Source organism: Burkholderia sp. IT-111MI5 (assembly GCF_949752865.1).
Classification (GTDB): Bacteria; Pseudomonadota; Gammaproteobacteria; order Burkholderiales; family Burkholderiaceae; genus Burkholderia; species Burkholderia pyrrocinia_C.
In genome coordinates this window covers 517,009-538,792 of sequence record NZ_CATKIF010000033.1, presented here as the reverse complement: position 1 = coordinate 538,792, position 21,784 = coordinate 517,009, and the positions used below count along the sequence as shown (strand labels likewise).

Here is a 21,784-nt window from a genome sequence, read left to right as displayed (position 1 = left end):
GAGGAATTGTCCTAATGAATGAGGGAAATGGAGGGGGCGCTCTAGCGTGCCGGGATTTGCTTTTCGAGCGGGGACGAGCCTAAACTATTCAAAGGTAATACCTCTGGATACTCGTCATCATGGCAACTTCGATCAAACTCGATCCGACCCTTCAGGATCGCGTGCGTCATCTGGCCGAGCAGCGCCGCCGCACGCCGCACTGGATCATGCGCGAGGCCATCGCCCAGTATGTGGAGCGCGAGGAAAAGCGCGAATCATTCAGGCAGGAAGCGATGCAGGCATGGGAAGACTATCAGTCGACGGGCCTGCATGCGACGCATGAGGAAATGGACGCATACCTCGAGAAGCTCGAGGCCGGTGAAGCAGCGGAGCCGCCCGAGTGTCACGACTGATCTGGACTCGACCCGCCCAGCAAGCGATTGTCCGTCTTCATCGTTTTCTCGCCGATCAGGATCCGGCCGCCGCGCGTCGCGCGATCAAGGCGATTCGCGCCGGCGTCAATGTGCTCGTTCGACAGCCTCGACTCGGGCGCCCGGTCGACGAACTCGACACCGTGTTTCGCGAATGGCCGATCGATTTCGGCGATAGCGGATATGTGGTGATATACCGGGTCGACGATGAAGGCGTCGCGATTCTCGCGATACGGCATCAGCGCGAAGCAGGGTACTGAACGCGGGTTCCGAATCGACTCACCCCGACGAAATCGTGCATCGGCCCGTTGCACGATTGGCGGCCCGGCCTCCGACCGAGGGGGCGTCGTCCGGAGGCCGGCACGAGCAGTCCCGGCGCCGACCCGGATGGCGGCGCGTGCAGCCGCGTCGTGACGACCCGGCAGGTCGCACCGGATCAATTCCCCGTCGCGTCTTGGCGAGACGCCGTCATATTGTCGAAATAATTTCGTCACATCATCCGCCCCCAGTTCGGAGCCGTCCCGGCTTCGCTGCGTCGATGAGCCGCCGGTGCGCCGCGCGGGATAGCGACCGAAACCGATTCGACACCCCACGGAGAGAGAGACCATGCAACGCCGCAAGTTCATGAATACCCTTGCCGCGGCGACCGCCGCGACGTCGCTGCTGCTCAAGGCCGGCACGGCCGACGCGAAGAGCGCCACCGCGCCGGATGCGCTGGACCCGGGCCGCTGGTCGCCGTTCAATGCCGCGCGCCTGCAGGCGGTGCTCGACCGGCACGGCGTCGCGAGCGCGCGCTACGACGCAAAGCGCCGCCCGTACGCGGTGTTCGACTGGGACAACACGTGCATCATGAACGACTGCGAAGAGGCGTTGCTGATGTACCAGATCAACCATCTGCAGTACAAGCTGACGCCGGACGAATTCGTCGACGTGATGTGGAAGGACGTGCCGAAGGGCGCGTTCGCGAAGGACTACACGACGGTGGACGGCAAGCCGGTGACGATGGAGGACCTCGCCGCCGACGTCGAATCCGACTATCGCTGGCTCTACGCGAACTACCAGGGCTTCGGCGGCAGCAAGAGCCTCGACGAGATTCGCGAGACCGATCAGTTCAAGGATTTCCGCGCGAAGCTGTACTACATGTACGACGCGATCTGCGATACGCATCCGCTCGAGATCGGCTACAAGTGGATCATCTACTTCTACAAGAACATGACGACCGCCGAGCTGCAGGCGATGGCGCAAGCGTCGAACAACTACGGCATCGGCGACGCGCTGCGCAAGGTGAAGTATGAAAGCCCGAAGACGCTGCCGGGCAAGGCGGGCGTCGTCGCCGCGACGCATTTCCACGGTATCCGCATTCACGAGGAGATCCGCGCGGTGATGCATACGCTGCGCGCGAACGGCATCGACGTGTACGTGAGCACCGCATCGATCGACGATGTCGTGCGCGTGTTCGCCGGCCACCCGAACTACGGCTACGGCGTGCCGCCGGAGAACGTGATCGGCCTGCGTCTCGACATGCGCGACGGCAAGTACGTCAGCCACTACCCGGACGGCTGGCACTTCAACTATGGCCCGGGCAAGACAGTGGGCATCCGCAACGTGCTCGAATCGAAGAAGGGCTACGGCCCGCTGCTGGTGTTCGGCGATAGCGACGGCGACGCGTGGATGCTGCGCGACTTCAAGGACACCGCGGCCGGCGTGATCGTCAACCGGATGAAGAAGGGCGAGATCGGCGCGGACAGCAAGCTCGCGGCCGAGCAGATCGGCAAGCCGGACGCACGCTTCCTGCTGCAGGGCCGCGACGAGCACACGGGCCTGATGATCCCGGACGAGAAGTCGATCAAGTACGGCAAGACCGAGCGCAAGCTGCTGGCCTGACGTATGCACCGTACGCCGGGCGCCGGGCCGTCGCGGCCCTGCGTCCGGCGGGATCGACGGCCGCGTCGCGCGGGCCGGGAAACGCGCGTGTCAGCGCTCGTGCGGCTTGCCCAGCCGCTCCAGCATCGCCCCCAGAAAATCGACCGGCAGCGGAAACACGATCGTCGAGTTCTTGTCCGCCGCGATCGTCGTCAGCGTCTGCAGATAGCGCAGCTGCATCGCCTGCGGCTCCTGCGCGAGCCGCTGCGCGGCCTGCAGCAGCTTCTCGGACGCCTGCAATTCGCCTTCCGCATGAATCACCTTCGCGCGCCGCTCGCGCTCGGCCTCGGCCTGCCGCGCGATCGCGCGCACCATCGTCTCGTTCAGGTCGACGTGCTTGATCTCGACCGTCGATACCTTGATCCCCCACGCATCGGTCTGCGCGTCGAGCGTCTTCTGGATGTCGGCGTTCAACTGCTCGCGCTCGGCCAGCAGCGCATCGAGCTCGTGCTTGCCGAGCACCGAGCGCAGCGTCGTCTGCGAGAGCTGGCTCGTCGCGTCGAAGAAGCGCGCGACCTGGATCACGGCCTTCTCCGGATCGACGACGCGGAAATACACCACTGCATTCACCTTCACCGACACGTTGTCGCGCGTGATCACGTCTTGCGGCGGCACGTCGAACACGACGGTGCGCAGGTCGATCCGCACGACCTGCTGGACGATCGGGATGATCAGCACGAGCCCCGGGCCCTTCACTTTCCAGAACCGGCCGAGCATGAACACCACGCCGCGCTCGTACTCGCGGAAGATGCGGATCGACGACGCGACGAGCACCACGACGAAGACGATCAGGACGCTGCTGAAGCCGAAGGTGTAGCCCATCATGTTGGTTCTCCGTGGTGTTGTTGTTCCTGAACCGGCACGTCGTAGAGCGGTGAGACGGTGAGCAGCAATCCCTGGCGGCCGGTGACGCGCACGCGGCAGCCCGCGGCGAGCGGCACGCTGCTCGCGACGCGCCAGCGCTCGCCATGCACGCGCGCCCAGCCCGCGGCCGATGGCGCGGGGCCGGCCGCGCCGTACGGCTGGTCGGCGCACAGGCCGTCGTCGAGCACTTCGCCGATGCTGCCGACCATCGCCTCGGCGCCCGTCACGACCGGCCGCCGCCGTGCGCTCAGCGCAACGCTCGACACGCCCGCGACGAGCAGCCCGCCGCCGAGCGCGAGGCTCGCGATCACGGGCCACGGAATCCCGTAGCCGGGCACTTCGGTATCGATCAGCATCAGCGCGCCGATCGTGAACGACACGATTCCGCCGAAACCGAGCACGCCGAAGGTCGGCAGGAACGCTTCGGCCACCAGGCAGCCGAGACCGAGCAGCACGAGGCCGAGACCCGCATAGCTGATCGGCAGCAACTGCATCGCGAACAGCCCGATCAGCAGGCAGATCGTGCCGGCGACGCCCGGCAGCACGAAGCCGGGGTTCGCGAATTCGAAGAACAGGCCGTAGATGCCGATCGTCAGCAGGATCAGCGCGACATTCGGATCGGTGATGATCGACAGGAAGCGGCTGCGCCAGTCGGGTAGGACCACGACGAGCGGCGCATGCGCGGTCGCGAGCCGCAGCGTGCCGGCGGTGGTCGTCGCGCTGTGGCCGTCGAGCTGGCGCGCGAGGTCGGCCGGATCCTGCGCGATCAGGTCGACGACGTGCTGCGCGCGCGCCTCGGTCGCCGACAGGCTGACGGCCTCGCGCACCGCGCGCTCGGCCCATTCGGCATTGCGCCCGCGCAACTGCGCGAGGCCGCGGATGTAGGCGGCGGAGTCCTGCATCGCCTTGCGGATTTCGGTCGATTGCGTGTCGGTCGGCAGCGCGACCGGCAACGTGCCCGAGGCTCCCGATGCACCCGGCGTCCCGGCCGGCGGCGCTCGCGGCGCAGCGGGGTTGGTGCCCGGCGCCGGCGCGCCGCCGCCGATGCCGAACTGCACGGGCGACGCCGCGCCGAGATTGGTGCCGGGCGCCATCGCCGCGAAGTGGCTCGCATAGACGATGTAGGTGCCCGCGCTCGCGGCCCGCGCGCCGCCCGGCGCGACGAACGCGGCGACCGGCACCGGCGAGCCGAGGATGGCCTTGATGATCTGCCGCATCGACGTGTCGAGGCCGCCGGGCGTGTCGAGCTGCAGGATCGCGAGCGGCGCGTGCTCGTGCGCGGCGCGATCGAGCGAGCGAACGATGAAGTCGGCGCTGGCCGGCCCGATCGCGCCGTTGATGGGGATCACGACGACCGGGCGCACGGCTGCGGGTGCCGCGGCGGGCGGCGCTGCGGCGACGGCCGCACATACGACGAGCAGCGCCGCGAACAGCGCGGCGCGCGCGACCCGCGCGGGCAGCGGGTGAAGGGGGCGGCCGTCTGGCGCGGCAGGCGCCGGCGGCGGCCCGTGACGGTGGAGGCGCATCGGGGCGTCCGGGCGGTGCACATGCGCACGCCGTCCGGCTCGCGGAAAGGGCGTTGGCCCGATGCTTAAAGATTAGGCGGTTTCGGCGGAAAGCGCGAAGGCGGGGCCGGATTCAGCCCGCGCCGCCGCCCCGCGCGAGCACTTCGTCGCGATAGTCGGCCGGGCTGCGCCCGCTCCATTTGCGAAACGCACGATAGAACGCGCTCGGCTCCGCGAAGCCGGTCGCGGCCGCGACGTCGGCGATCGTGCGCGCGGGGTCGGCCAGCGCCTCGAACGCGAGATCGCGCCGCAGCGCGTCCTTGATCGACTGGTACGCATGGCCTTCCTGGTGCAGCTTGCGGCGCAGCGTGGCCTCGGCCACGTGCAGCCGCGCGGCCATCCCGCCCGCGCCCGGCCACGCGGCGGGCGGCATCCCGCGCAGCACCGCGCGCACCCGCTGCGCGAGCGCGTTCGGGTTGCGGTACTTGACGATGAAGCTCGCCGGCGCGTTGCGCAGGAACGTCTTCAGCGTCTTCGCGTTCTGCACGACCGGCAGCGTCGCGAATTCGGGATCGAAATCGACATACGAATCGGGTTCGTTGAAACGCATGTCGTCGCAGAACATCGACGGGTATTCGTGATCGGCGGGCGGCGTGTCGCAGCGGAAGCTCGCATGCAGCAGCGGGATGCGCCGCCCGATCAGCCAGCAGGTCAGCCCGTAGACGATGATGAAATAGGTCGCGTACGTGAACATCGCGGGCGTCGCGCCGTTGTTGCGGTGCACGAAGCGCAGCCGCACGCGCTGCGGGTTCGCGTCGAGTTCCGCATGCAGGTCGTCGAGCACGCAGTGCATGAAATTCACCGCGCGCGCCATTGCATGCAGCCCGTCGCGCGCGGACAGCGCGGCCTGGCTCATCGCGATGAAGCTGCCGCTGCGCATCGGGTGGCGATCCTGCCCGAAAAACTCGTCGTCGAGCGCGCGCGCAATTGCGTTCCACAGCGCGCCGTATTGCTGCGCGGATACACGTGCGCGCGGCTGCCCGAGCAGCGCGGGCGCGATGCCGGCCCGCGCGAGCAGCGGCTCGGCCGCGACGCCGCGCCGGGTCGCGAGCGCGACGCTGTAAGCGACGAGGCTGATCGCGACGGTTCCCTTGTCTTCCTGCTTCATCGTGCCGCCGGTGTGGCAAAAACGCTCAGTGTAAATGAGCGACGCGAGCATCGAACAGTCGCGCGCGCTTGCCTACACTTGTTGCATCGAAACGCAAGGACGGTCGCGCCCGGCGGCCGCGGGAGACAGCAGCACCATGGACGAGCTTTACACCGAAGACCAGCGGATGATCCGCGACGCCGCACGCGCTTTCGCCACCGAGATGCTGGCGCCGAACGCCGCGCAGTGGGACCACGATGCGCAGTTGCCCGACGCCGTCGTCGCGCAGCTCGGCGAACTCGGCCTGCTCGGGATGATCGTGCCGCAGGAGCTGGGCGGCTCGTATACGGACTACGTCGCGTATGCGCTGGCGATGGAGGAAATCGCCGCCGGCGACGCCGCGTGCGCGACGCTGATGAGCGTGCACAACTCGGTCGGCTGCGGCCCGATCCTCGGCTTCGGCACGCCGGCGCAGAAAGAGCGCTGGCTGGCCGACATGGCGTCCGGCCGCGTGATCGGCGCGTTCTGCCTGACCGAGCCGCAGGCCGGTTCCGAGGCGCACAACCTGCGCACGCGCGCGGAGCTGCGCGACGGCAAATGGGTGCTGAACGGCGCGAAGCAGTTCGTGACCAACGGCAAGCGCGCGGGTGTCGCGATCGTTTTTGCCATGACCGACCCGGAAGCCGGCAAGCGCGGCATTTCCGCGTTCCTGGTGCCGACCGACACGCCGGGCTTCATCGTCGGCAAGCCCGAGAAGAAGATGGGTATCCGCGCATCGGATACGTGCCCGATCACGTTCGAGAACTGCGCGATTCCGGAAGAGAACCTGCTCGGCAATCGCGGCGAAGGGCTGAAAATCGCGCTGTCGAATCTCGAGGGCGGCCGGATCGGCATCGCCGCGCAGGCGCTCGGCATCGCGCGCGCCGCGTTCGACAAGGCGCGCCGTTATGCGGGCGAGCGCGTGCAGTTCGGCAAGCCGATCGCCGAGCATCAGGCGATCCAGCAGAAGCTCGCCGACATGGCCACGCAGATCAACGCCGCGCGCCTGCTCGTGCATCACGCGGCGAAGCTGCGCACGGCCGGGCTGCCGTGCCTGTCGGAAGCGTCGCAGGCGAAGCTGTTCGCATCCGAGATGGCCGAGCGCGTGTGCTCGGACGCGATCCAGATCCACGGCGGCTACGGCTACCTGGTCGATTACGAAGTCGAGCGTCATTATCGCGACGCGCGCATCACGCAGATTTACGAAGGCACCAGCGAAGTGCAACGGATGGTGATCGCGCGGCAGCTTTGAGTCGCGGCGGTCGCGTCGACAGAACGGAAGCATCACGCAGGGCACGAGGGCAGCGCGGTGAACGCGGCACGCAACGACGTGACCGTGCGCCGCGCGACACGGAATCGGGCATGGGCATGCTGCGCATGCGCCGGTTGACCGCGAGGCATGGAGACTGGAGGAAACGATGACGGTACAGGCATTCCTGGACGCACGCGACTTTCTGCTGCGCCATCGCACCGACTACGAAACCGCGTATCGCGATTTCGAGTGGCCGGTGCTCGATGCGTTCAACTGGGCGCTCGACTACTTCGACCCGATGGCGCGCGGCAACGACCGGCCCGCGCTATGGATCGTCGACGCGGCGACCGGCACGGGCGATCCGTATTCGTTCGCGCAGATGTCCGAGCGTTCGGCGCGGATCGCGAACTGGCTGCGCTCGATCGGTGTCGTGCGTGGCGATCGCATCCTGCTGATGCTGCCGAACCGTGTCGAGCTGTGGGACGCGATGCTCGCCGCGATGAAGCTCGGCGCGATCGTGCTGCCCGCCACCACGCAACTGTCGGCCGACGACGTGCGCGACCGCGTGCAGATCGGCGGCGCGAAATACGCGATCGTCGACGAGAACGAAACCGCGAAATTCGAACAGCCCGACCTCGGCCTCGCGCGGAAGATCGTCGCCGGCGCGCCGCGCGCGGGCTGGCTCGCGATGAACGACGGCTATGCGGCGAGCGCCGCGTTCGAGCCGGACGCCGTCACGCACGCAAACGATCCGATGCTGCTGTACTTCACGTCGGGTACGACGTCGAAGCCGAAGCTCGTCGAGCATACGCATCGCACCTATCCGGTCGGCCATCTGTCGACGATGTACTGGGTCGGCCTGCAGCCAGGCGACATCCACTGGAACATCAGCTCGCCGGGCTGGGCGAAGCACGCGTGGAGCTGCTTCTTCGCGCCGTGGAATGCGCAGGCGTGCGTGTTCGCATTCAACTACGCGCGCTTCGAGCCGAAGGTCGTGCTCGATGCGCTCGTCAAATACCAGGTGACGACGCTGTGCGCGCCGCCGACGGTATGGCGGATGCTCGTGCAGCAGCCGCTCGCGTCGTTCGACGTGAAGCTGCGCGAGATCGTCGGCGCGGGCGAGCCGCTGAATCCCGAGATCATCGAACGCGTGAAGAAGGCGTGGGGCATCACGATCCGCGACGGCTACGGCCAGACCGAGACGACCTGCCTGATCGGCAACTCGCCGGGCCAGCCGGTCGTCGCGGGCTCGATGGGCCGGCCGCTGCCCGGCTACCGGATCACGCTGCTCGATCCGGACGGCGCGCCCGTGACCGAAGGCGAGGTCGCACTGCCGATCGGCCCGGACGTCGCGCGCCCGGTCGGGCTCATGAACGGCTATGCGAACAACCCCGACGCGACGGCCTATGCGATGCGCGACGGCCATTACCGCACGTCGGACATCGCGATGCGCGGCGACGACGGTTATTACGTGTATATCGGCCGCGCGGACGACGTGTTCAAGTCGTCCGACTACCGGTTGAGCCCGTTCGAACTCGAGAGCGTGCTGATCGAGCATCCGGCGATCGCCGAGGCGGCGGTCGTGCCGAGCCCCGACCCCGTGCGGCTGTCGGTGCCGAAGACCTTCATCACGCTGCGGCAGGGCTACGAGGAAAGCCCCGCGCTCGCGCTGGAAATCTTCCGCTTCTCGCGCGAGAAGCTCGCGCCGTACAAGCGCATTCGCCGCCTGCAGTTTGCGGAGCTGCCGAAGACGATCTCGGGGAAGATCCGCCGCGTCGAGCTGCGCCGCCGAGAAATCGAGCGCGGCGACGACGCGGCCGCGCGAATGCCCGGCGAATACTGGGAAGAAGATTTCGCCGCCGAACTGAAATGAAATGACCGACCGCGGGCCGCGCGCGCTGCATTCCGCGGCCGCCGCCCGCAGCCGAATTGAACCGGCCGCGCGGCGGGATTGCGCTTCGCGGCCCTCTGCAAGGAGAAACGATCGATGAACGCGAATCCGACGCCCCGAACGGGGCAAGACGTGCCGACGGTCAAGCTGCTGATCGACGGCGCCTTCGTCGAGTCCGCCACGAAAGAGTGGCGCGACATCGTCAACCCGGCCACGCAGCAGGTGCTCGCGCGCGTGCCGTTCGCGACCGTCGAGGAAGTCGACGCGGCCGTGCAGGCCGCGCACGCCGCGTATGCGACGTGGAAGAACACGCCGATCGCCGCGCGCATGCGCATCATGCTGAAGTTCCAGGATCTCGTGCGTACCAACCAGCAGCGCATCGCGAAGACGCTGACGGCCGAGCAGGGCAAGACGATTCCCGATGCCGAAGGCGACATCTTTCGCGGCCTCGAAGTAGTCGAGCACGCCTGTTCGATCGGCTCGCTGCAGCTCGGCGAATTCGCGGAGAACGTCGCGGGCGGCGTCGACACGTACACGCTGCGCCAGCCGCTCGGCGTGTGCGCGGGCATCACGCCGTTCAACTTCCCCGCGATGATTCCGCTGTGGATGTTCCCGATGGCGATCGTCTGCGGCAACACGTTCGTGCTGAAGCCGTCGGAGCAGGACCCGATGTCGACGATGGAACTCGTCCAGCTCGCGATCGAGGCCGGCGTACCGAAAGGTGTCCTGAACGTCGTGCATGGCGGCAAGGAAGTCGTCGATGCGATCTGTACGCATCCGCTCGTGAAGGCGATCTCATTCGTCGGCTCGACGGTGGTCGGCACGCACGTGTACAACCTCGGCAGCGCGCACGGCAAGCGCGTGCAGTCGATGATGGGCGCGAAGAATCACGCGGTGGTGTTGCCCGATGCGAACCGCGAGCAGACGATCAATGCGCTCGTCGGCGCCGGCTTCGGCGCGGCGGGGCAGCGCTGCATGGCGACGTCGGTCGCGGTGCTGGTCGGCGAAACGCGCGACTGGCTGCCCGATCTCGTTGCGAAGGCGAAGCTTCTGAAGGTGAATGCGGGCGCGGAAGCCGGCACCGACGTCGGCCCGGTCGTGTCGAAGGCCGCGAAGGAACGCATCCTGTCGCTGATCGAAGCGGGCGTGAACGAAGGCGCGAAGCTCGAGCTCGACGGCCGGGGCGTGACGGTGCCCGGCTACGAAAGCGGCAACTTCATCGGCCCGACGATCTTCTCGGGCGTGAATACCGACATGTCGATCTACACGCATGAAATCTTCGGCCCGGTGCTCGTCGTGCTCGAAGCCGACACGCTCGACGAAGCGATCGCGCTCGTCAACCGCAACCCGATGGGCAACGGCGTCGGGCTGTTCACGCAAAGCGGCGCGGCCGCGCGCAGGTTCCAGAGCGAAATCGACGTCGGCCAGGTCGGCATCAACATCCCGATTCCGGTGCCCGTGCCGTTCTTCAGCTTCACCGGTTCGCGCGGCTCGAAGCTCGGCGATCTCGGTCCGTACGGCAAGCAGGTCGTGCAGTTCTACACGCAGACGAAGACGGTCACCGCGCGCTGGTTCGACGACGACACGACGGCCGGCCCGGTGAATACGACGATTCGGCTGCATTGAGCGGCGGAGGACACGACCATGAAAATCGGATTTATCGGCCTCGGCCACATGGGTGCGCCGATGGCGCTGAACCTGTTGAAGGCCGGCCACGAAGTGCATGCGTTCGACCTGAGCGCCGATGCATTGCGCGCGCTGCAGGACGCCGGCGCGCAGGTTGCCTCGTCGCCGCGCGACGCTGCGTCGGGCGCGACGTTCGTGATCACGATGCTGCCGGCCGCGCCGCACGTGCGTTCGGTGCTGTCCGGCGAGAACGGCGTGCTGGCCGGCCTCGACGCGGGCGCGACCGTGATCGATTCGAGCACGATCGACCCGGCGAGCGCGCAGGCATTCGGCGCGCTGGTGCGCGAGCACGGCGGCGCGTTCGTCGATGCGCCGGTATCGGGCGGCACCGGCGGCGCGGCGGCCGGCACGCTGACCTTCATGGTCGGCGGCAGCGACGCCGATTTCGAGCGCGTGAAGCCGGTGCTCGCGGGCATGGGCAAGAACATCGTCCACTGCGGCGCGACGGGCATGGGGCAGGTCGCGAAGGTCTGCAACAACCTCGTGCTCGGCATCTCGATGGCGGCCGTGTCGGAGGCGATGTCGCTCGGCGTCGCGCTCGGCATCGACCCGAAGGTGCTGGCCGGCATCGTCAACACGTCGACGGGCCGCTGCTGGAGCTCGGACACGTACAACCCGTATCCGGGCGTGATCGACACGGCGCCGTCGTCGCGCGGCTATTCGGGCGGCTTCGGCACCGACCTGATGCTGAAGGATCTCGGCCTCGCGAACGACGCGGCGAAGCAGGCGCGCCAACCCGTCTATCTCGGCGCGCTCGCGCAGCAGCTGTACCAGACGATGAGCAGCCGCGGCGACGGGCAGCTCGATTTCTCGGCGGTGATCCGCCTGTACCAACCGGCAACGAAGAAGGACGCGACATGATCGAACTGGACTACGTCGACGACGGCGCGATCGCGTGCGCGACGCTCAAGCGTCCGCCCGCGAACGCCTTTACCGCCGACGGGCTGCAGCAACTGCAGGAAACCGTCGCCGAACTGAATGCGAACCCGCGCGTGCGCGCGCTGGTGATCACCGGCGACGGCCCGAAGTTCTTCAGCGCGGGCGCCGACCTCAACACGTTCGCCGACGGCGACCGCGCGGTCGCGCGCGCGATGGCGTCGCGTTTCGGCGCGGCGTTCGAGGCGCTGCACGATGCGCGCGTCGTGACGATCGCGGCGATCAACGGTTATGCGATGGGCGGCGGCTTGGAATGCGCGCTCGCGTGCGACCTGCGGATCGCCGAGGCGCATGCGCAGATGGCGCTGCCCGAGCCGTCGGTCGGCCTGCTGCCGTGCGGGCTCGGCACGCAGACGCTGCCCTGGCTCGTCGGCGAAGGCTGGGCGAAGAAGATCATCCTGACCGGCGCACGCGTCGACGCGGCGACGGCGCTCAGGATCGGCCTCGTCGAAGACGTGGTGGAAAGCGGCGCCGCCCGCGACGCGGCGCTGGCATTGGCGCGCAACGTCGCGCGGCAAAGCCCGCACGCGGTTGCATACAGCAAGGAGCTGATCGGCCTCGCGCGCCGCGGCGTGCCGCGCAGCGCGGCGCTCGCGGTCGAGCGCGAACGCTTCGTCGACCTGTTCGACACGAACGATCCGCGCGAAGGCGTGGCCGCGTTTCTCGGCAAGCGCGCGCCGCAATGGCACACCGACGGAGAGCCGCAACGATGAGCACGCCGGTCACGAATCACGACGCGTTCGCGGAAGCCGCGCCCGAGGTGCTGTTCCGCGTGGTGAACCGCGTGGCGCTGATCACGCTGAACCGTCCGGCCGCGCTCAACGCGCTGTCGTACGCGATGATCGGCGAGCTGGCCGCGCTTTTCGAGCGCTGCCGTCACGACGACCAGATCGTCGCGGTCGTGCTGCGCGGCGCGGGCGAGAAGGGCTTCTGCGCAGGCGGCGACGTGCGCGCGCTGTACCGGATGGTGGCGCAGCGCGACACCTGGCTGCCGTTCTTCGTCGACGAATACCGGCTCGACCATGCGATCCACACGTTCCCGAAGCCGGTGGTCGCGCTGATGGACGGCGTGACGATGGGCGGCGGCATGGGCCTCGCGCAAGGTGCGGCGCTGCGCGTCGCGACCGAGCGCAGCAAGATCGCGATGCCGGAAACGCGCATCGGCCTCGTTCCCGACGTCGGCGCGACGCATTTCCTGTCGCGCATGCCCGTCGAGCTCGAGCTGTACGTGGGGCTGACCGGTGCGATGCTGTCGGGCGCCGACGCGCTGACCGCGAAGCTCGCGGACCTGTGCGTGCCGTCCGCGTGGCTCGACACGTTCGAGACGCGCATCGAAAGCGTCAAGTGGGACGGCGACGTGCTGCCGGCGCTGCGCAAGGTGTTCGAACCGCCGTGCAATGTAGTGCCGCATGCGGCGCTCGACAGCCAGATGCCGTGGATCGTTCGTCACTTCGACAAGCGTTCGACCGTCGAGCGGATCGTCGCGACGCTGACGCAGGAGTTCGCACGCGACGAGCTGACGCGAGAGCACCGTCAATGGCTGCAGGCGACGCTCGATGCGCTCGCCGGCCATTCGCCGACGATGCTGCAGGTGACGCGCGAAGCGCTGCTGCGCGGCCGGCAGATGACGCTTGCCGAATCGTTCCGGATGGAGCTCGGCATCGTCGCGCGCGCGATCGAGGAAGGCGACTTCTGCGAAGGCGTGCGCGCGCATCTAGTCGACAAGGATCGCAAGCCGCGCTGGGCGCCCGCATCGCTCGTCGAGGTGCGTGCCGAACGCGTGCGGCATTTCCTGACGTCGCCGTGGAAGCTGTTCGCGCATCCGCTCGCCGATCTCGGCGTGGCGTGATGCACCCGACGCGCCGTGCGGCGCGTCGGTTTCATTTCATCTCGTTGAGCTCATCGCGGCGCTCGATCATCGGCGGAATCGCCTGTGCGAGCGCGTCGATCACGCAGCGCGTCTTGCGCGGCAGGTAACGCGTCTTCGGCCAGATCGCGTGAATGTCGCCTTCGCAGACGAAACAGCGGTCTAGCACGACCGCCATTTCGCCGCGCTTCACGTAGTAGTCGAGCAGCCAGCTTGGCACCCATGCGATCCCGAACCCCGCCGCACCGGCCGCCGCGATCGCCTGCACGTCGTCGAAACTCAGCTGGTGCTGCATGTCGACGCGCACCGTCGAGCCGTCCGGCGCGCGCAGGTCCCACGGCTGCGGCACGCCCGAGCGTGAATACGCGATGGTCCGGTGGTGCTTCAGATCGTCGAGCGACTTCGGCATCCCGTAGCGCGCGAGATACGACGGCGCTGCGCCGAGGCTGCCGTATTGCGTGCCGAGCCGCCGCACCGCGAGGCTCGTGCTGTCCGCGAGCGTGCCGATCCGCACCGCGAGATCGATGCCTTCCTCGACGAGATCGACGAAGCGGTCGGTGATCGACACGTCGATCCGCAGATGCGGATAGGTGCGCGCGAGGTCGAGCACGATCGGCGTCACGCAGTGATGCCCGAACGCGAGCGGCACGCTCAGCCGCAGCTTGCCGCGCGCCTCGTTGCGGCCGCAGTCGAGATCGGCTTCCGCCGCTTCCAGTTCCGCGAGCGCGCGCACGCAGCGGTCGTAGTACGCCTGGCCATCGTCGGTCAGGCTCTGGCTGCGCGTCGTGCGCTGCAACAGCCGTGCGCCGAGCCGCTTTTCGAGCCGCGCGATCGCCTTGCCGACGGCCGAGCGCGTCATGTCGAGCCGCTCCGCGGCGAGCGCGAAGCTGCCCGATTCCACCACCTGGACGAAGGTCGTTACGCCGTCGAGTCTGTCGGTCATGACTGGTTGGGTTGATTGGGTCCTGTAATTCCCCAGTTCGTGGAAACGTGTGCGTCAATGGGGAGTGAAATTCTCACTATAGTACCGATTCCCGTTCAGCGTGCGTCGCCGGCCGCGCGCGGCGAACCCTTCTCACCTGGAGGCGCGCGGCCTGTTGCCGGGCCGCCGCGCAATACGCATGACGCTATCCGACTCCCGCAGGAATGCGGTCGCGCTCGCGGCCGTCTGTCTCACGTCGCTGATGTTCGGCCTCGAAATCTCGAGCGTGCCGGTGATCCTGCCGACGCTCGAACACGTGCTGCATGGCGATTTCAACGGCATGCAGTGGATCATGAACGCGTACACGATCGCGTGTGCGACGGTGCTGATGGCGGCCGGCACGCTCGCGGACCGGTTCGGCCGCAAGCGCGTGTACGTGATCGGCACCGTGCTGTTCGGCGCGACGTCGCTGCTGTGCGGGCTCGCGCCGAACGTGCCGGTGCTGGTCGCGGGCCGGCTGCTGCAGGGTGCGAGCGGCGGCGCGATGCTGATCTGCCAGATCGCCGTGCTGTCGCATCAGTTCCGCGAGGGCCGCGAGCGCGGCCGTGCGTTCGGGATCTGGGGGATCGTGTTCGGCATCGGGCTCGGCTTCGGGCCGATCGTCGGCGGCGCGATCGTCGCGCTGGCGAGCTGGCCGTGGGTGTTCCTCGTCCATGCGCCGCTCGCGGCCGTCGCGCTCGCGCTGATCGGCGGGGCAGTGCAGGAGTCGCGCGATCCGCATGCGGGCACGCTCGACGTCGCGGGTATCGTCACGCTGTCGCTCGCGGTGCTCGGCCTCGCGTTCTACATCACGCAGAGCGCGGAGCTCGGGCTGACGAGCGCGGCCGGCCTCGGCGTGCTCGGCGCGACCGTGCTGGCGCTCGTGGGTTTCTTCGTTGCGGAACGCGCCAGCGCGCGGCCGATGTTCGATTTCTCCGTGTTCCGGATTCGCGCGTTCACCGGCGCGATCTTCGGGTCGATGGGGATGAACTTCAGCTTCTGGCCGTTCATGATCTACCTGCCGATCTGGTTCCAGGTCGCGCTCGGCTACGACAGCGTGACGGCCGGCGTCGCATTGCTCGCATACACGCTGCCGACGCTGGTCGCGCCGCCGTTCGGCGAACGGCTCGCGCTGCGCTACGGGCCGGGCGTCGTGATCCCGGGCGGCCTGTTCACGATCGCGGCCGGCTTCGCGCTGATGCGGGTCGGCAGCGCGGCCGAACACGCGAGCTGGCTCACGATGCTGCCCGGCTGCGTGATCGCCGGCATCGGGCTCGGGCTCACGAACACGCCGGTCACCAACACGACGACGGGCGCGGTGCCGAGTTCGCGGGCCGGGATGGCATCGGGCATCGACATGAGCGCGCGGATGATCTCGGTCGCGCTGAACATCGCGACGATGGGCTTCGTGCTGGTCGCGGGGATTGTCGCGAGCCTGAAGGGCGGCGCTGCGGGCGCGATCGGCGACGCAGCGCTGCGCCGGCTTGCGCAGGAGATCGCGTCGGGCCGCACCGACGGGCTGCAGCAGATCGCACCGGCGCTCGCGCAGGCCGACCCGAGCGGCGCGGCGCTGCACGCGGCGCTCGTGCACGGGTTCGGCTGGGTGATGGTGTACGGCGCGGCGGGCGTGGCCGTGCTCGCGACCGCGAGCGCGGTGGCGTTCGCGCCGGCGCGGCGCAGGGCGGCCGTGTGCGAGTGATACGGCCGGCCCGTTCCGCGAGCGCGGTGGCATTCGCGCCGGCGCGACGCAGGGCCGCCGTGTGCGAATGACGCGGCGTGCCTATTGCGGCGTTTGTACGCCGGTCAGGACGTGCCGCCGCCGAGCGCGCGATACAGCGTCATCTGGTTGTTGAGCCGGTTCAGCCGCGTCAGCTCGTCGGCGCTTTGCGCGTCGCGCAGCCGCTGCTGCTGGTCGAGCCACGGCTGCACGGCGGTCGCGCCGGCCGCGAACCGGGCGGCGGCAAGCTGCTCGGCGCGCTGCGCCTGGGCCAGCGACAGCGCGCGCTGTTCGGCCTCGCGTTCGAGCTGCACGCGCGCCGACAGCGCATTCTCGACTTCCGCGAGCGCCGTGTAGAGCCGCTGGCGGAACCCGACCACCGCTTCCTCGTACTGCGACTTCGACACCTTGATCTGCAGTTGCATCGTGTTCCACTGGATGAACGGCAGTGCAAGGCCGAGCCCGAGCGTGCCGACCGGATTCGTCAGCACGCGCTCGAGGCTCGTGCTCGTCGTGCCGGCGCTGCCGGTCAGCGTGAAGGTCGGGTAGAAGCTCGTGCGCGTCGCGTCGACCTGCGCGAGCGATTCGCGCAGCCGGAATTCCGCCGCGCGCAGGTCGGGGCGCCGGCCGAGCAGGCTGGCCGGCAGGCCGGCGGCTACTTCCGGTGGCGGCGCGTCGGGCAGCGCCGACGGTTCGGCCGCGAGTTGCTGCGGCGGCCGGTCGAACAGCAGCGCGAGCGCGTGGCGCTTCTCGGTGCGCTGCTGGATCAGCTGCGTCTGCGCGGCGCGTTGCGCGGACAGGCTCTGCTCGGCCTGCGCGAGATCGAGCCCCGACACGGCGCCGGCCGCATGCCGCGACCGGACGACCGCGAGCGTGCGCACCGCATACGCGATGTTCGCGTCGCCGAGCGCGATCTGCCGGTTCAGATAACCGATCTGCCAGTACAGCGACGACGTCGTGCCGATCAGCGACAGCCGCGCGGCCTCGAGATCGGCGGCCGTTGCGTCGGCTTCCCAGTGCGCGGCATCGCGCAGCGCGGCCAGTCGGCCCCACAGGTCGATTTCATAGCTGAGCGAACCGTTGATGCCGCTCGACCGGCTCGTCCGGTGCGTATCGAGCGTGCGCGACACGGCGCCGTTCGCGCCGAGCGATACGGCGGGCGTCAGGTTCGTGTCGACGAGCCCGGCCTGCAGTTGCGCGCGGTACACGCGAATCGCCGCGATCGCGAGGTCGTTGTTGGCGCGCAGCGCGTCGTCGATCAGCGCGTCGAGTTGCGGATCGCCGAAGCTGCGCCACCAGTCGCGCGTGGTGGCCGGCGCGTCGGCCGCGACCGGCGCGGCCCAGTTCGCGGGCATCGCGACGGCCGGCAGCGGCGCGTGGCGCGCGGATGTGCAGCCGGCCAGCAGGGCGGCCGCGCATGCGAATGCGCCGAGGCGGCGAAGCGGTGAGGAATGCGTCATGGCAGGGCTTTCGTCAGTCGCGCGCGAGCGCATCGATCGGATCGAGCCGCGACGCGTTGCGCGCGGGCATGAAACCGAATATCACGCCGGTCAGCGTCGAGCAGACGAACGCCGTCACGATCGCGCCGACGGAGAACACCATCTTCCATTGCGTGACGAACATCGAGAACACCGCGCCGAGCCCGAACGACAGCACGATGCCGATCGTGCCGCCGAGCAGGCAGACGAGCACGGCCTCGACGAGGAACTGCTGCAGGATGTCGGACTGGCGCGCGCCGACCGCCATCCGGATGCCGATTTCGCGCGTACGCTCGGTGACCGACACGAGCATGATGTTCATCACGCCGATCCCGCCGACGACGAGCGAGATCACCGCGATCAGCGACAGCAGCAGCGTCAGCGACTGGCCGGTTTTCTCGACGGTCTTGACCACGCTGTCCATGTTGTACGTGAAGAAGTCCTTGCGGCCGTGGCGCTGGATCATCAGCTTTTCGAGGCTTTTCTCGGCGGCGGCGCTCGGCTGCCCGTCGCGCACGCGCACGGTGATGCTGTCGAGATGGCGCTGGCCGAACAGGCGCCCGCTCGCCGTCGTGTACGGCACCCATACGTTCAGGCTCTTCACGCTGCCGAACGCGCTCTTCTTGTCGGCCGTGACGCCGATCACGACGCACGGCACGTTGTCGACCAGGATCGCTTCGCCGACCGGATTGCGCGTCGCGCCGAACAGCTTGCGGCGCGTGTTCTGGTCGATCACGGCCACCTGCGCCTGGCGGCGCACCGCATCCTCGTCGAACGCGACGCCCAGCGCGAAACGCATCCCGCGCGCCTGGAAGAAGCGGTCGCCGACGCCGCTCACGAGCGCGTTGACGTCGATGTTGCGGTAGCGCAGCAGCAGCGTGCGCGACGTTTCGGGCGTCGCGCTGTCGACGTACGGCTGCTCGGCGAGCGCGGCGACATCGGCGGGCACGAGCGTCTGGATCGCGTCCGCGCGGCTGTCGCCCCAGTCGGTGCCCGGATAGACGTTGATCGTGTTCGTGCCGATGCTGCCGATCTCGTCGAGCATGTAGCGCTTCGCGCCTTCGCCGATCGCGACGATCGACACGACCGACGTGATGCCGATGATGATGCCGAGCATCGTCAGCAGCGTGCGCAGCCGGTGCGACACGAGCGCGATCCACGCCATCCGGCAGGCTTCGGCGAAGCGGCCGGTGCCTGCCGCGAAGCGGCGCGCGCGCGTGTCGGTATCGGCATGGGCGTCGGCGGGCGGCCCGTCGTCGTGCCGATCGTGCGCGGACGGCGCGCCGGCCGTCGCTTCGGCCGCGTCGACGAAGGCTTCCGCGAGCGCTTCCGCATAGTGGCGATTCCGCCGGTCGGCGACGATTGCGCCGTCGCTGATCTCGATGATGCGCCGCGCATGGCGCGCGACGTCCTTGTCGTGCGTGACGATGACGATCGTATGGCCGAGCGCGTTCAGCTCGTGCAGGATGCGGATCACGTCCTGGCCGCTTTTCGTGTCGAGCGCGCCGGTCGGTTCGTCGGCGAGGATCACTTGGCCGCCGTTCATCAGCGCGCGCGCAATGCTCACGCGCTGCTGCTGGCCGCCGGACAGTTGCCCGGGCCGGTGGTGCGCGCGATCCGCGAGCCCGAGGCGCGCGAGCAGCCCGCGGGCGCGTTCGTGCCGCTCCGCGCGCGTGGTGCCCGCGTAGATCGCCGGCATTTCGAGGTTCGCGGCTGCGTCGACGTGCGGCAGCAGGTGATAGCGCTGGAACACGAAGCCGAAGTGCTCGCGGCGCAGCTGCGCGAGCTCGTCGCTGTCGAGCATGTGCGTGTCGCGTCCGCCGACCGTGTAGGTGCCTTCGCTCGGATGATCGAGGCAGCCGAGGATGTTCATCAGCGTCGACTTGCCGGAGCCCGACGCGCCGACGATCGCGACGATCTCGCCCGCGTCGATCGACAGGTTGACGTTGTTCAGGACGACGACATCCTTGTCGCCGGCCGGAAAGCGCCGCGTGACGCTCGAGAGTTTCAGCAGGGGCCGGCTCATCGTCACACCACGTCCGCCAGCGGCGCGTGCTCGTCCGCGGCGGCTTCGCCGATCACGACGCGCTCGCCGTCCTTCAGGCCGGCCAGCACCTCGACGCGTACGTTGTTGTTGATGCCGATGCGGATGTTGCGCGTTGCCGTGCTGCCGTCGGCGCGCAGCACGCGGACCGCATAGGTGCCGTCCTTGCGCTTCTCGCCGAGCGCGGCGGCCGGGATGCTGAGCGCGTTGCGCGCGTTGCCGAGCACGATGCTGACCTGCGCGGTCATCGCGATGCGCAGCCGGTGCTCGGGATTCGGCACTTCGAACAGCGCGTTGTAGAACACCGCGGCGTTCGGTTTCGTGCCGCCGCCCGTGCCGCCGCCGAGCGTGCTCTGAGCGTCGGCGAAGTTCTGCGGCGCCGGCTCGATCGCGCGCAGCCTGCCGTAGTGGCGCTTGTCCGGTTCGCCGAGGATCGTGAAATACGCGGTCTGGCCGGCGCTCACGCGGATCACGTCGGCTTCCGACACCTGCGCCTTCACGGTCATCGTGTCGAGATCGGCAAGCTTCAGGATCACCGGCGCCTGCTGCTGCGCGATCACGGTCTAGCCTTCCTGTGTGACGATCGCGACGACCTCGCCATCGATCGGCGCGACGATGCGCGTGTAGCCGAGGTTGGCCTGAGCGGTCTCGATCTGGATGCGGGCCGAGCGGATCTGCGCGGCGAGCGACGCGAGCGTCGCGCGCTGCACGTCGAGCGTCGCACGCGCGGCCTCGAACGACTCGCGCGACGTCGCGTCGTCGGGCAGCATCGCCTGCTGGCGCCGGAAGGCGAGTTCCGCCTGCGTCAGTTGCGCGGCGGTCGATTGATGCTGCGCGCGCAGGCTTTCTTCGCTCGCGCGCGCCTGGCGCAGCGCGTTTTCGGAGATCACGGGATCGATCTCGGCGAGCCACTGGCCCTTCGCGACCTTGTTGCCGAGCTTCACCTTCAGCGACTTCAACTGCCCCGACACTTGCGCGCCGACGTCGACCTGCTTGAACGCCTGCAGCGCGCCGGTCGCGAGCACCGCGTTCTCGAGATCGCCGCGCGTGACGGGCGCGGACAGGTACTGCGGATGCTTGTCGGGCGCGAATACCATTAACGAGACGCCGGTGACGATCGCGACGACGGCGATGATGGCCAGCACGATGCGCCGGCGGCGATGGGGCTTCTGAGTCATGAGAATGCGGCGAGGGTGAAGCGATGCCGGCGATGCGTGCGGCCGGGCGGGACGATCCGGTCGGCGTCGCATGCCGGGCGTGTTGCCCGCGACGGCATCCGCGTACGCATCGCGCGGGCGTGCCGAGTCGAATCAGGCGCTCATGGTAAGCGAGGATTTCGCGACAAATCGTGTGGAAATTGTGCTGAATTGTGCGAGCGCCGTGCCGGAGCGGGGGGCGGGCGATGCGTCATTGTTGCGATCTGTGAAAAGGGGCGAGCGGTGCCGCGCGCCCGATTCCGCGAGCTTATGCGCGCGACCCGCCTGCGTCGATCCGGCGTTGCGTGTCGGCGTCGACGATGTCGCGGATCGCGCTGAACAGCGGCGCGGCATCGGTATAGCGCCGGCCGTAGCCGAGATTGAACGCGTAGTCGAAATCGGGCGGATTGCTGCCCTGGTTGTGCTGCAGGATCGTCTCGAGCTTGTCGAGCGCCTTCGCCGCGCGGGCTTCCGGCGACGCCGCTGCCTCGTATTCATCCCACAGCGTGACGATCTCGTCGCGCAGCGTGCGATCGAGCGACGCTGTCAGCGTCAGCAGGTCGTCGCGTTCGTGCGCGCTTTTGTCGGGGTGCGCGGCCTGCTCGATCGCGGGAATGTCGCCGTGCAGCGCCTCGCCGAGATCGTGGACGACGCACAGTTTCAGCAGCTTCAGCGTATCGATGCCGGGCAGTGCGTCGGCGAACACGAGCGCCATCAGGCACAGCCGCCAGCTATGCTCGGCCGTGCTTTCCGCGCGCCCGGCCGACGTGTGGCCGCTGCGCAGCACATCCTTCAGGCGTTCGGCTTCGCGCAGGAAATCGAGCCGCGCGTGGATCGTGTCGGGGTTCATGGTCGGCGTCCTTGCGAT

At 68.6% G+C, this 21,784-nt stretch carries 17 protein-coding genes and 1 pseudogene; 10 read left to right on the top strand and 8 right to left on the bottom strand.

Annotated elements, in window-relative coordinates; translation table 11 throughout:
- Nucleotides 1–119: 119 nt before the first annotated feature.
- The 3 genes from ACM6JT_RS24340 to ACM6JT_RS24330 all read left to right on the top strand — a co-directional run bounded on the left by ACM6JT_RS24340 (nucleotide 120) and on the right by ACM6JT_RS24330 (nucleotide 2,294).
- A complete protein-coding gene (locus ACM6JT_RS24340) occupies nucleotides 120–392 on the top strand; it encodes a CopG family ribbon-helix-helix protein (RefSeq protein ID WP_034180637.1) in 273 nt (90 codons plus the stop codon).
- A complete protein-coding gene (locus ACM6JT_RS24335) occupies nucleotides 380–670 on the top strand; it encodes a type II toxin-antitoxin system RelE/ParE family toxin (protein WP_414857467.1) in 291 nt (96 codons plus the stop codon). The genes ACM6JT_RS24340 and ACM6JT_RS24335 overlap by 13 nt, the downstream gene beginning before the upstream one ends.
- Nucleotides 671–1,016: 346 nt before the next feature.
- Nucleotides 1,017–2,294 (top strand): HAD family hydrolase, encoded by a 1,278-nt coding sequence (locus ACM6JT_RS24330; protein WP_131946291.1) that lies wholly within the window; start codon nucleotides 1,017–1,019, stop codon nucleotides 2,292–2,294.
- A gap of 90 nt (nucleotides 2,295–2,384) precedes the next feature.
- Here ACM6JT_RS24330 and ACM6JT_RS24325 read toward each other — a convergent pair whose 3' ends face one another.
- The 3 genes from ACM6JT_RS24325 to ACM6JT_RS24315 all read right to left on the bottom strand — a co-directional run bounded on the left by ACM6JT_RS24325 (nucleotide 2,385) and on the right by ACM6JT_RS24315 (nucleotide 5,870).
- Nucleotides 2,385–3,158 carry a slipin family protein gene (locus ACM6JT_RS24325; protein ID WP_034180634.1) on the bottom strand — a complete coding sequence of 258 codons (774 nt, stop codon included), beginning with the start codon at nucleotides 3,156–3,158 and terminating at the stop codon, nucleotides 2,385–2,387.
- Complete coding sequence (locus ACM6JT_RS24320; protein ID WP_414857466.1) at nucleotides 3,155–4,723, bottom strand: NfeD family protein; 1,569 nt, start codon at nucleotides 4,721–4,723, stop codon at nucleotides 3,155–3,157. Before ACM6JT_RS24320 ends, ACM6JT_RS24325 begins: the two co-directional genes overlap by 4 nt.
- A gap of 112 nt (nucleotides 4,724–4,835) precedes the next feature.
- The gene (locus tag ACM6JT_RS24315) at nucleotides 4,836–5,870 is read right to left on the bottom strand and encodes an AraC family transcriptional regulator (RefSeq protein ID WP_407972063.1); all 1,035 of its coding nucleotides are present in this window, start codon (nucleotides 5,868–5,870) and stop codon (nucleotides 4,836–4,838) included.
- Nucleotides 5,871–6,006: 136 nt separating this feature from the next.
- Here ACM6JT_RS24315 and ACM6JT_RS24310 point away from each other — a divergent pair, with 136 nt between their 5' ends.
- The 6 genes from ACM6JT_RS24310 (at nucleotide 6,007) to ACM6JT_RS24285 (ending at nucleotide 13,502) form a co-directional block, all read left to right on the top strand.
- Complete coding sequence (locus ACM6JT_RS24310) at nucleotides 6,007–7,140, top strand: acyl-CoA dehydrogenase family protein (protein ID WP_131946287.1); 1,134 nt, start codon at nucleotides 6,007–6,009, stop codon at nucleotides 7,138–7,140.
- A gap of 166 nt (nucleotides 7,141–7,306) precedes the next feature.
- Nucleotides 7,307–9,013, top strand: coding sequence for an AMP-binding protein (locus ACM6JT_RS24305; protein ID WP_407972064.1), 1,707 nt, complete (start codon nucleotides 7,307–7,309; stop codon nucleotides 9,011–9,013).
- Between the two features lie 114 nt (nucleotides 9,014–9,127).
- The gene (locus tag ACM6JT_RS24300; RefSeq protein WP_034180630.1) at nucleotides 9,128–10,657 is read left to right on the top strand and encodes a CoA-acylating methylmalonate-semialdehyde dehydrogenase; all 1,530 of its coding nucleotides are present in this window, start codon (nucleotides 9,128–9,130) and stop codon (nucleotides 10,655–10,657) included.
- An 18-nt stretch (nucleotides 10,658–10,675) separates the two neighbouring features.
- Complete coding sequence (mmsB, locus tag ACM6JT_RS24295; RefSeq protein ID WP_034180629.1) at nucleotides 10,676–11,578, top strand: 3-hydroxyisobutyrate dehydrogenase; 903 nt, start codon at nucleotides 10,676–10,678, stop codon at nucleotides 11,576–11,578.
- Nucleotides 11,575–12,366 (top strand): enoyl-CoA hydratase, encoded by a 792-nt coding sequence (locus tag ACM6JT_RS24290; RefSeq protein ID WP_105392196.1) that lies wholly within the window; start codon nucleotides 11,575–11,577, stop codon nucleotides 12,364–12,366. Before mmsB ends, ACM6JT_RS24290 begins: the two co-directional genes overlap by 4 nt.
- The gene (locus ACM6JT_RS24285; protein ID WP_414857465.1) at nucleotides 12,363–13,502 is read left to right on the top strand and encodes an enoyl-CoA hydratase/isomerase family protein; all 1,140 of its coding nucleotides are present in this window, start codon (nucleotides 12,363–12,365) and stop codon (nucleotides 13,500–13,502) included. The genes ACM6JT_RS24290 and ACM6JT_RS24285 overlap by 4 nt, the downstream gene beginning before the upstream one ends.
- A gap of 31 nt (nucleotides 13,503–13,533) precedes the next feature.
- Here ACM6JT_RS24285 and ACM6JT_RS24280 read toward each other — a convergent pair whose 3' ends face one another.
- On the bottom strand, nucleotides 13,534–14,463 hold the full coding sequence (locus tag ACM6JT_RS24280; RefSeq protein ID WP_414857464.1) for a LysR family transcriptional regulator: 930 nt from the start codon (nucleotides 14,461–14,463) through the stop codon (nucleotides 13,534–13,536).
- A gap of 178 nt (nucleotides 14,464–14,641) precedes the next feature.
- On the opposite strand from ACM6JT_RS24280, the gene ACM6JT_RS24275 reads away from it, so the two are divergent.
- Entirely contained in the window at nucleotides 14,642–16,180 is a 1,539-nt protein-coding gene (locus tag ACM6JT_RS24275; RefSeq protein ID WP_414857463.1) for an MFS transporter, read from the top strand.
- Between the two features lie 104 nt (nucleotides 16,181–16,284).
- On the opposite strand, the gene ACM6JT_RS24270 is transcribed toward ACM6JT_RS24275, so the two are convergent.
- The 4 genes and pseudogenes from ACM6JT_RS24270 to ACM6JT_RS24255 all read right to left on the bottom strand — a co-directional run bounded on the left by ACM6JT_RS24270 (nucleotide 16,285) and on the right by ACM6JT_RS24255 (nucleotide 21,766).
- The gene (locus ACM6JT_RS24270; RefSeq protein WP_414857462.1) at nucleotides 16,285–17,658 is read right to left on the bottom strand and encodes an efflux transporter outer membrane subunit; all 1,374 of its coding nucleotides are present in this window, start codon (nucleotides 17,656–17,658) and stop codon (nucleotides 16,285–16,287) included.
- A 13-nt stretch (nucleotides 17,659–17,671) separates the two neighbouring features.
- Nucleotides 17,672–19,702, bottom strand: a complete 2,031-nt coding sequence (locus ACM6JT_RS24265; protein ID WP_414857461.1) for a MacB family efflux pump subunit — start codon at nucleotides 19,700–19,702, stop codon at nucleotides 17,672–17,674.
- 2 nt (nucleotides 19,703–19,704) lie between these two features.
- Nucleotides 19,705–20,898, bottom strand: a pseudogene (locus ACM6JT_RS24260) (efflux RND transporter periplasmic adaptor subunit).
- A gap of 286 nt (nucleotides 20,899–21,184) precedes the next feature.
- Nucleotides 21,185–21,766, bottom strand: a complete 582-nt coding sequence (locus ACM6JT_RS24255) for an HD domain-containing protein (RefSeq protein ID WP_034180621.1) — start codon at nucleotides 21,764–21,766, stop codon at nucleotides 21,185–21,187.
- Nucleotides 21,767–21,784: the final 18 nt, after the last annotated feature.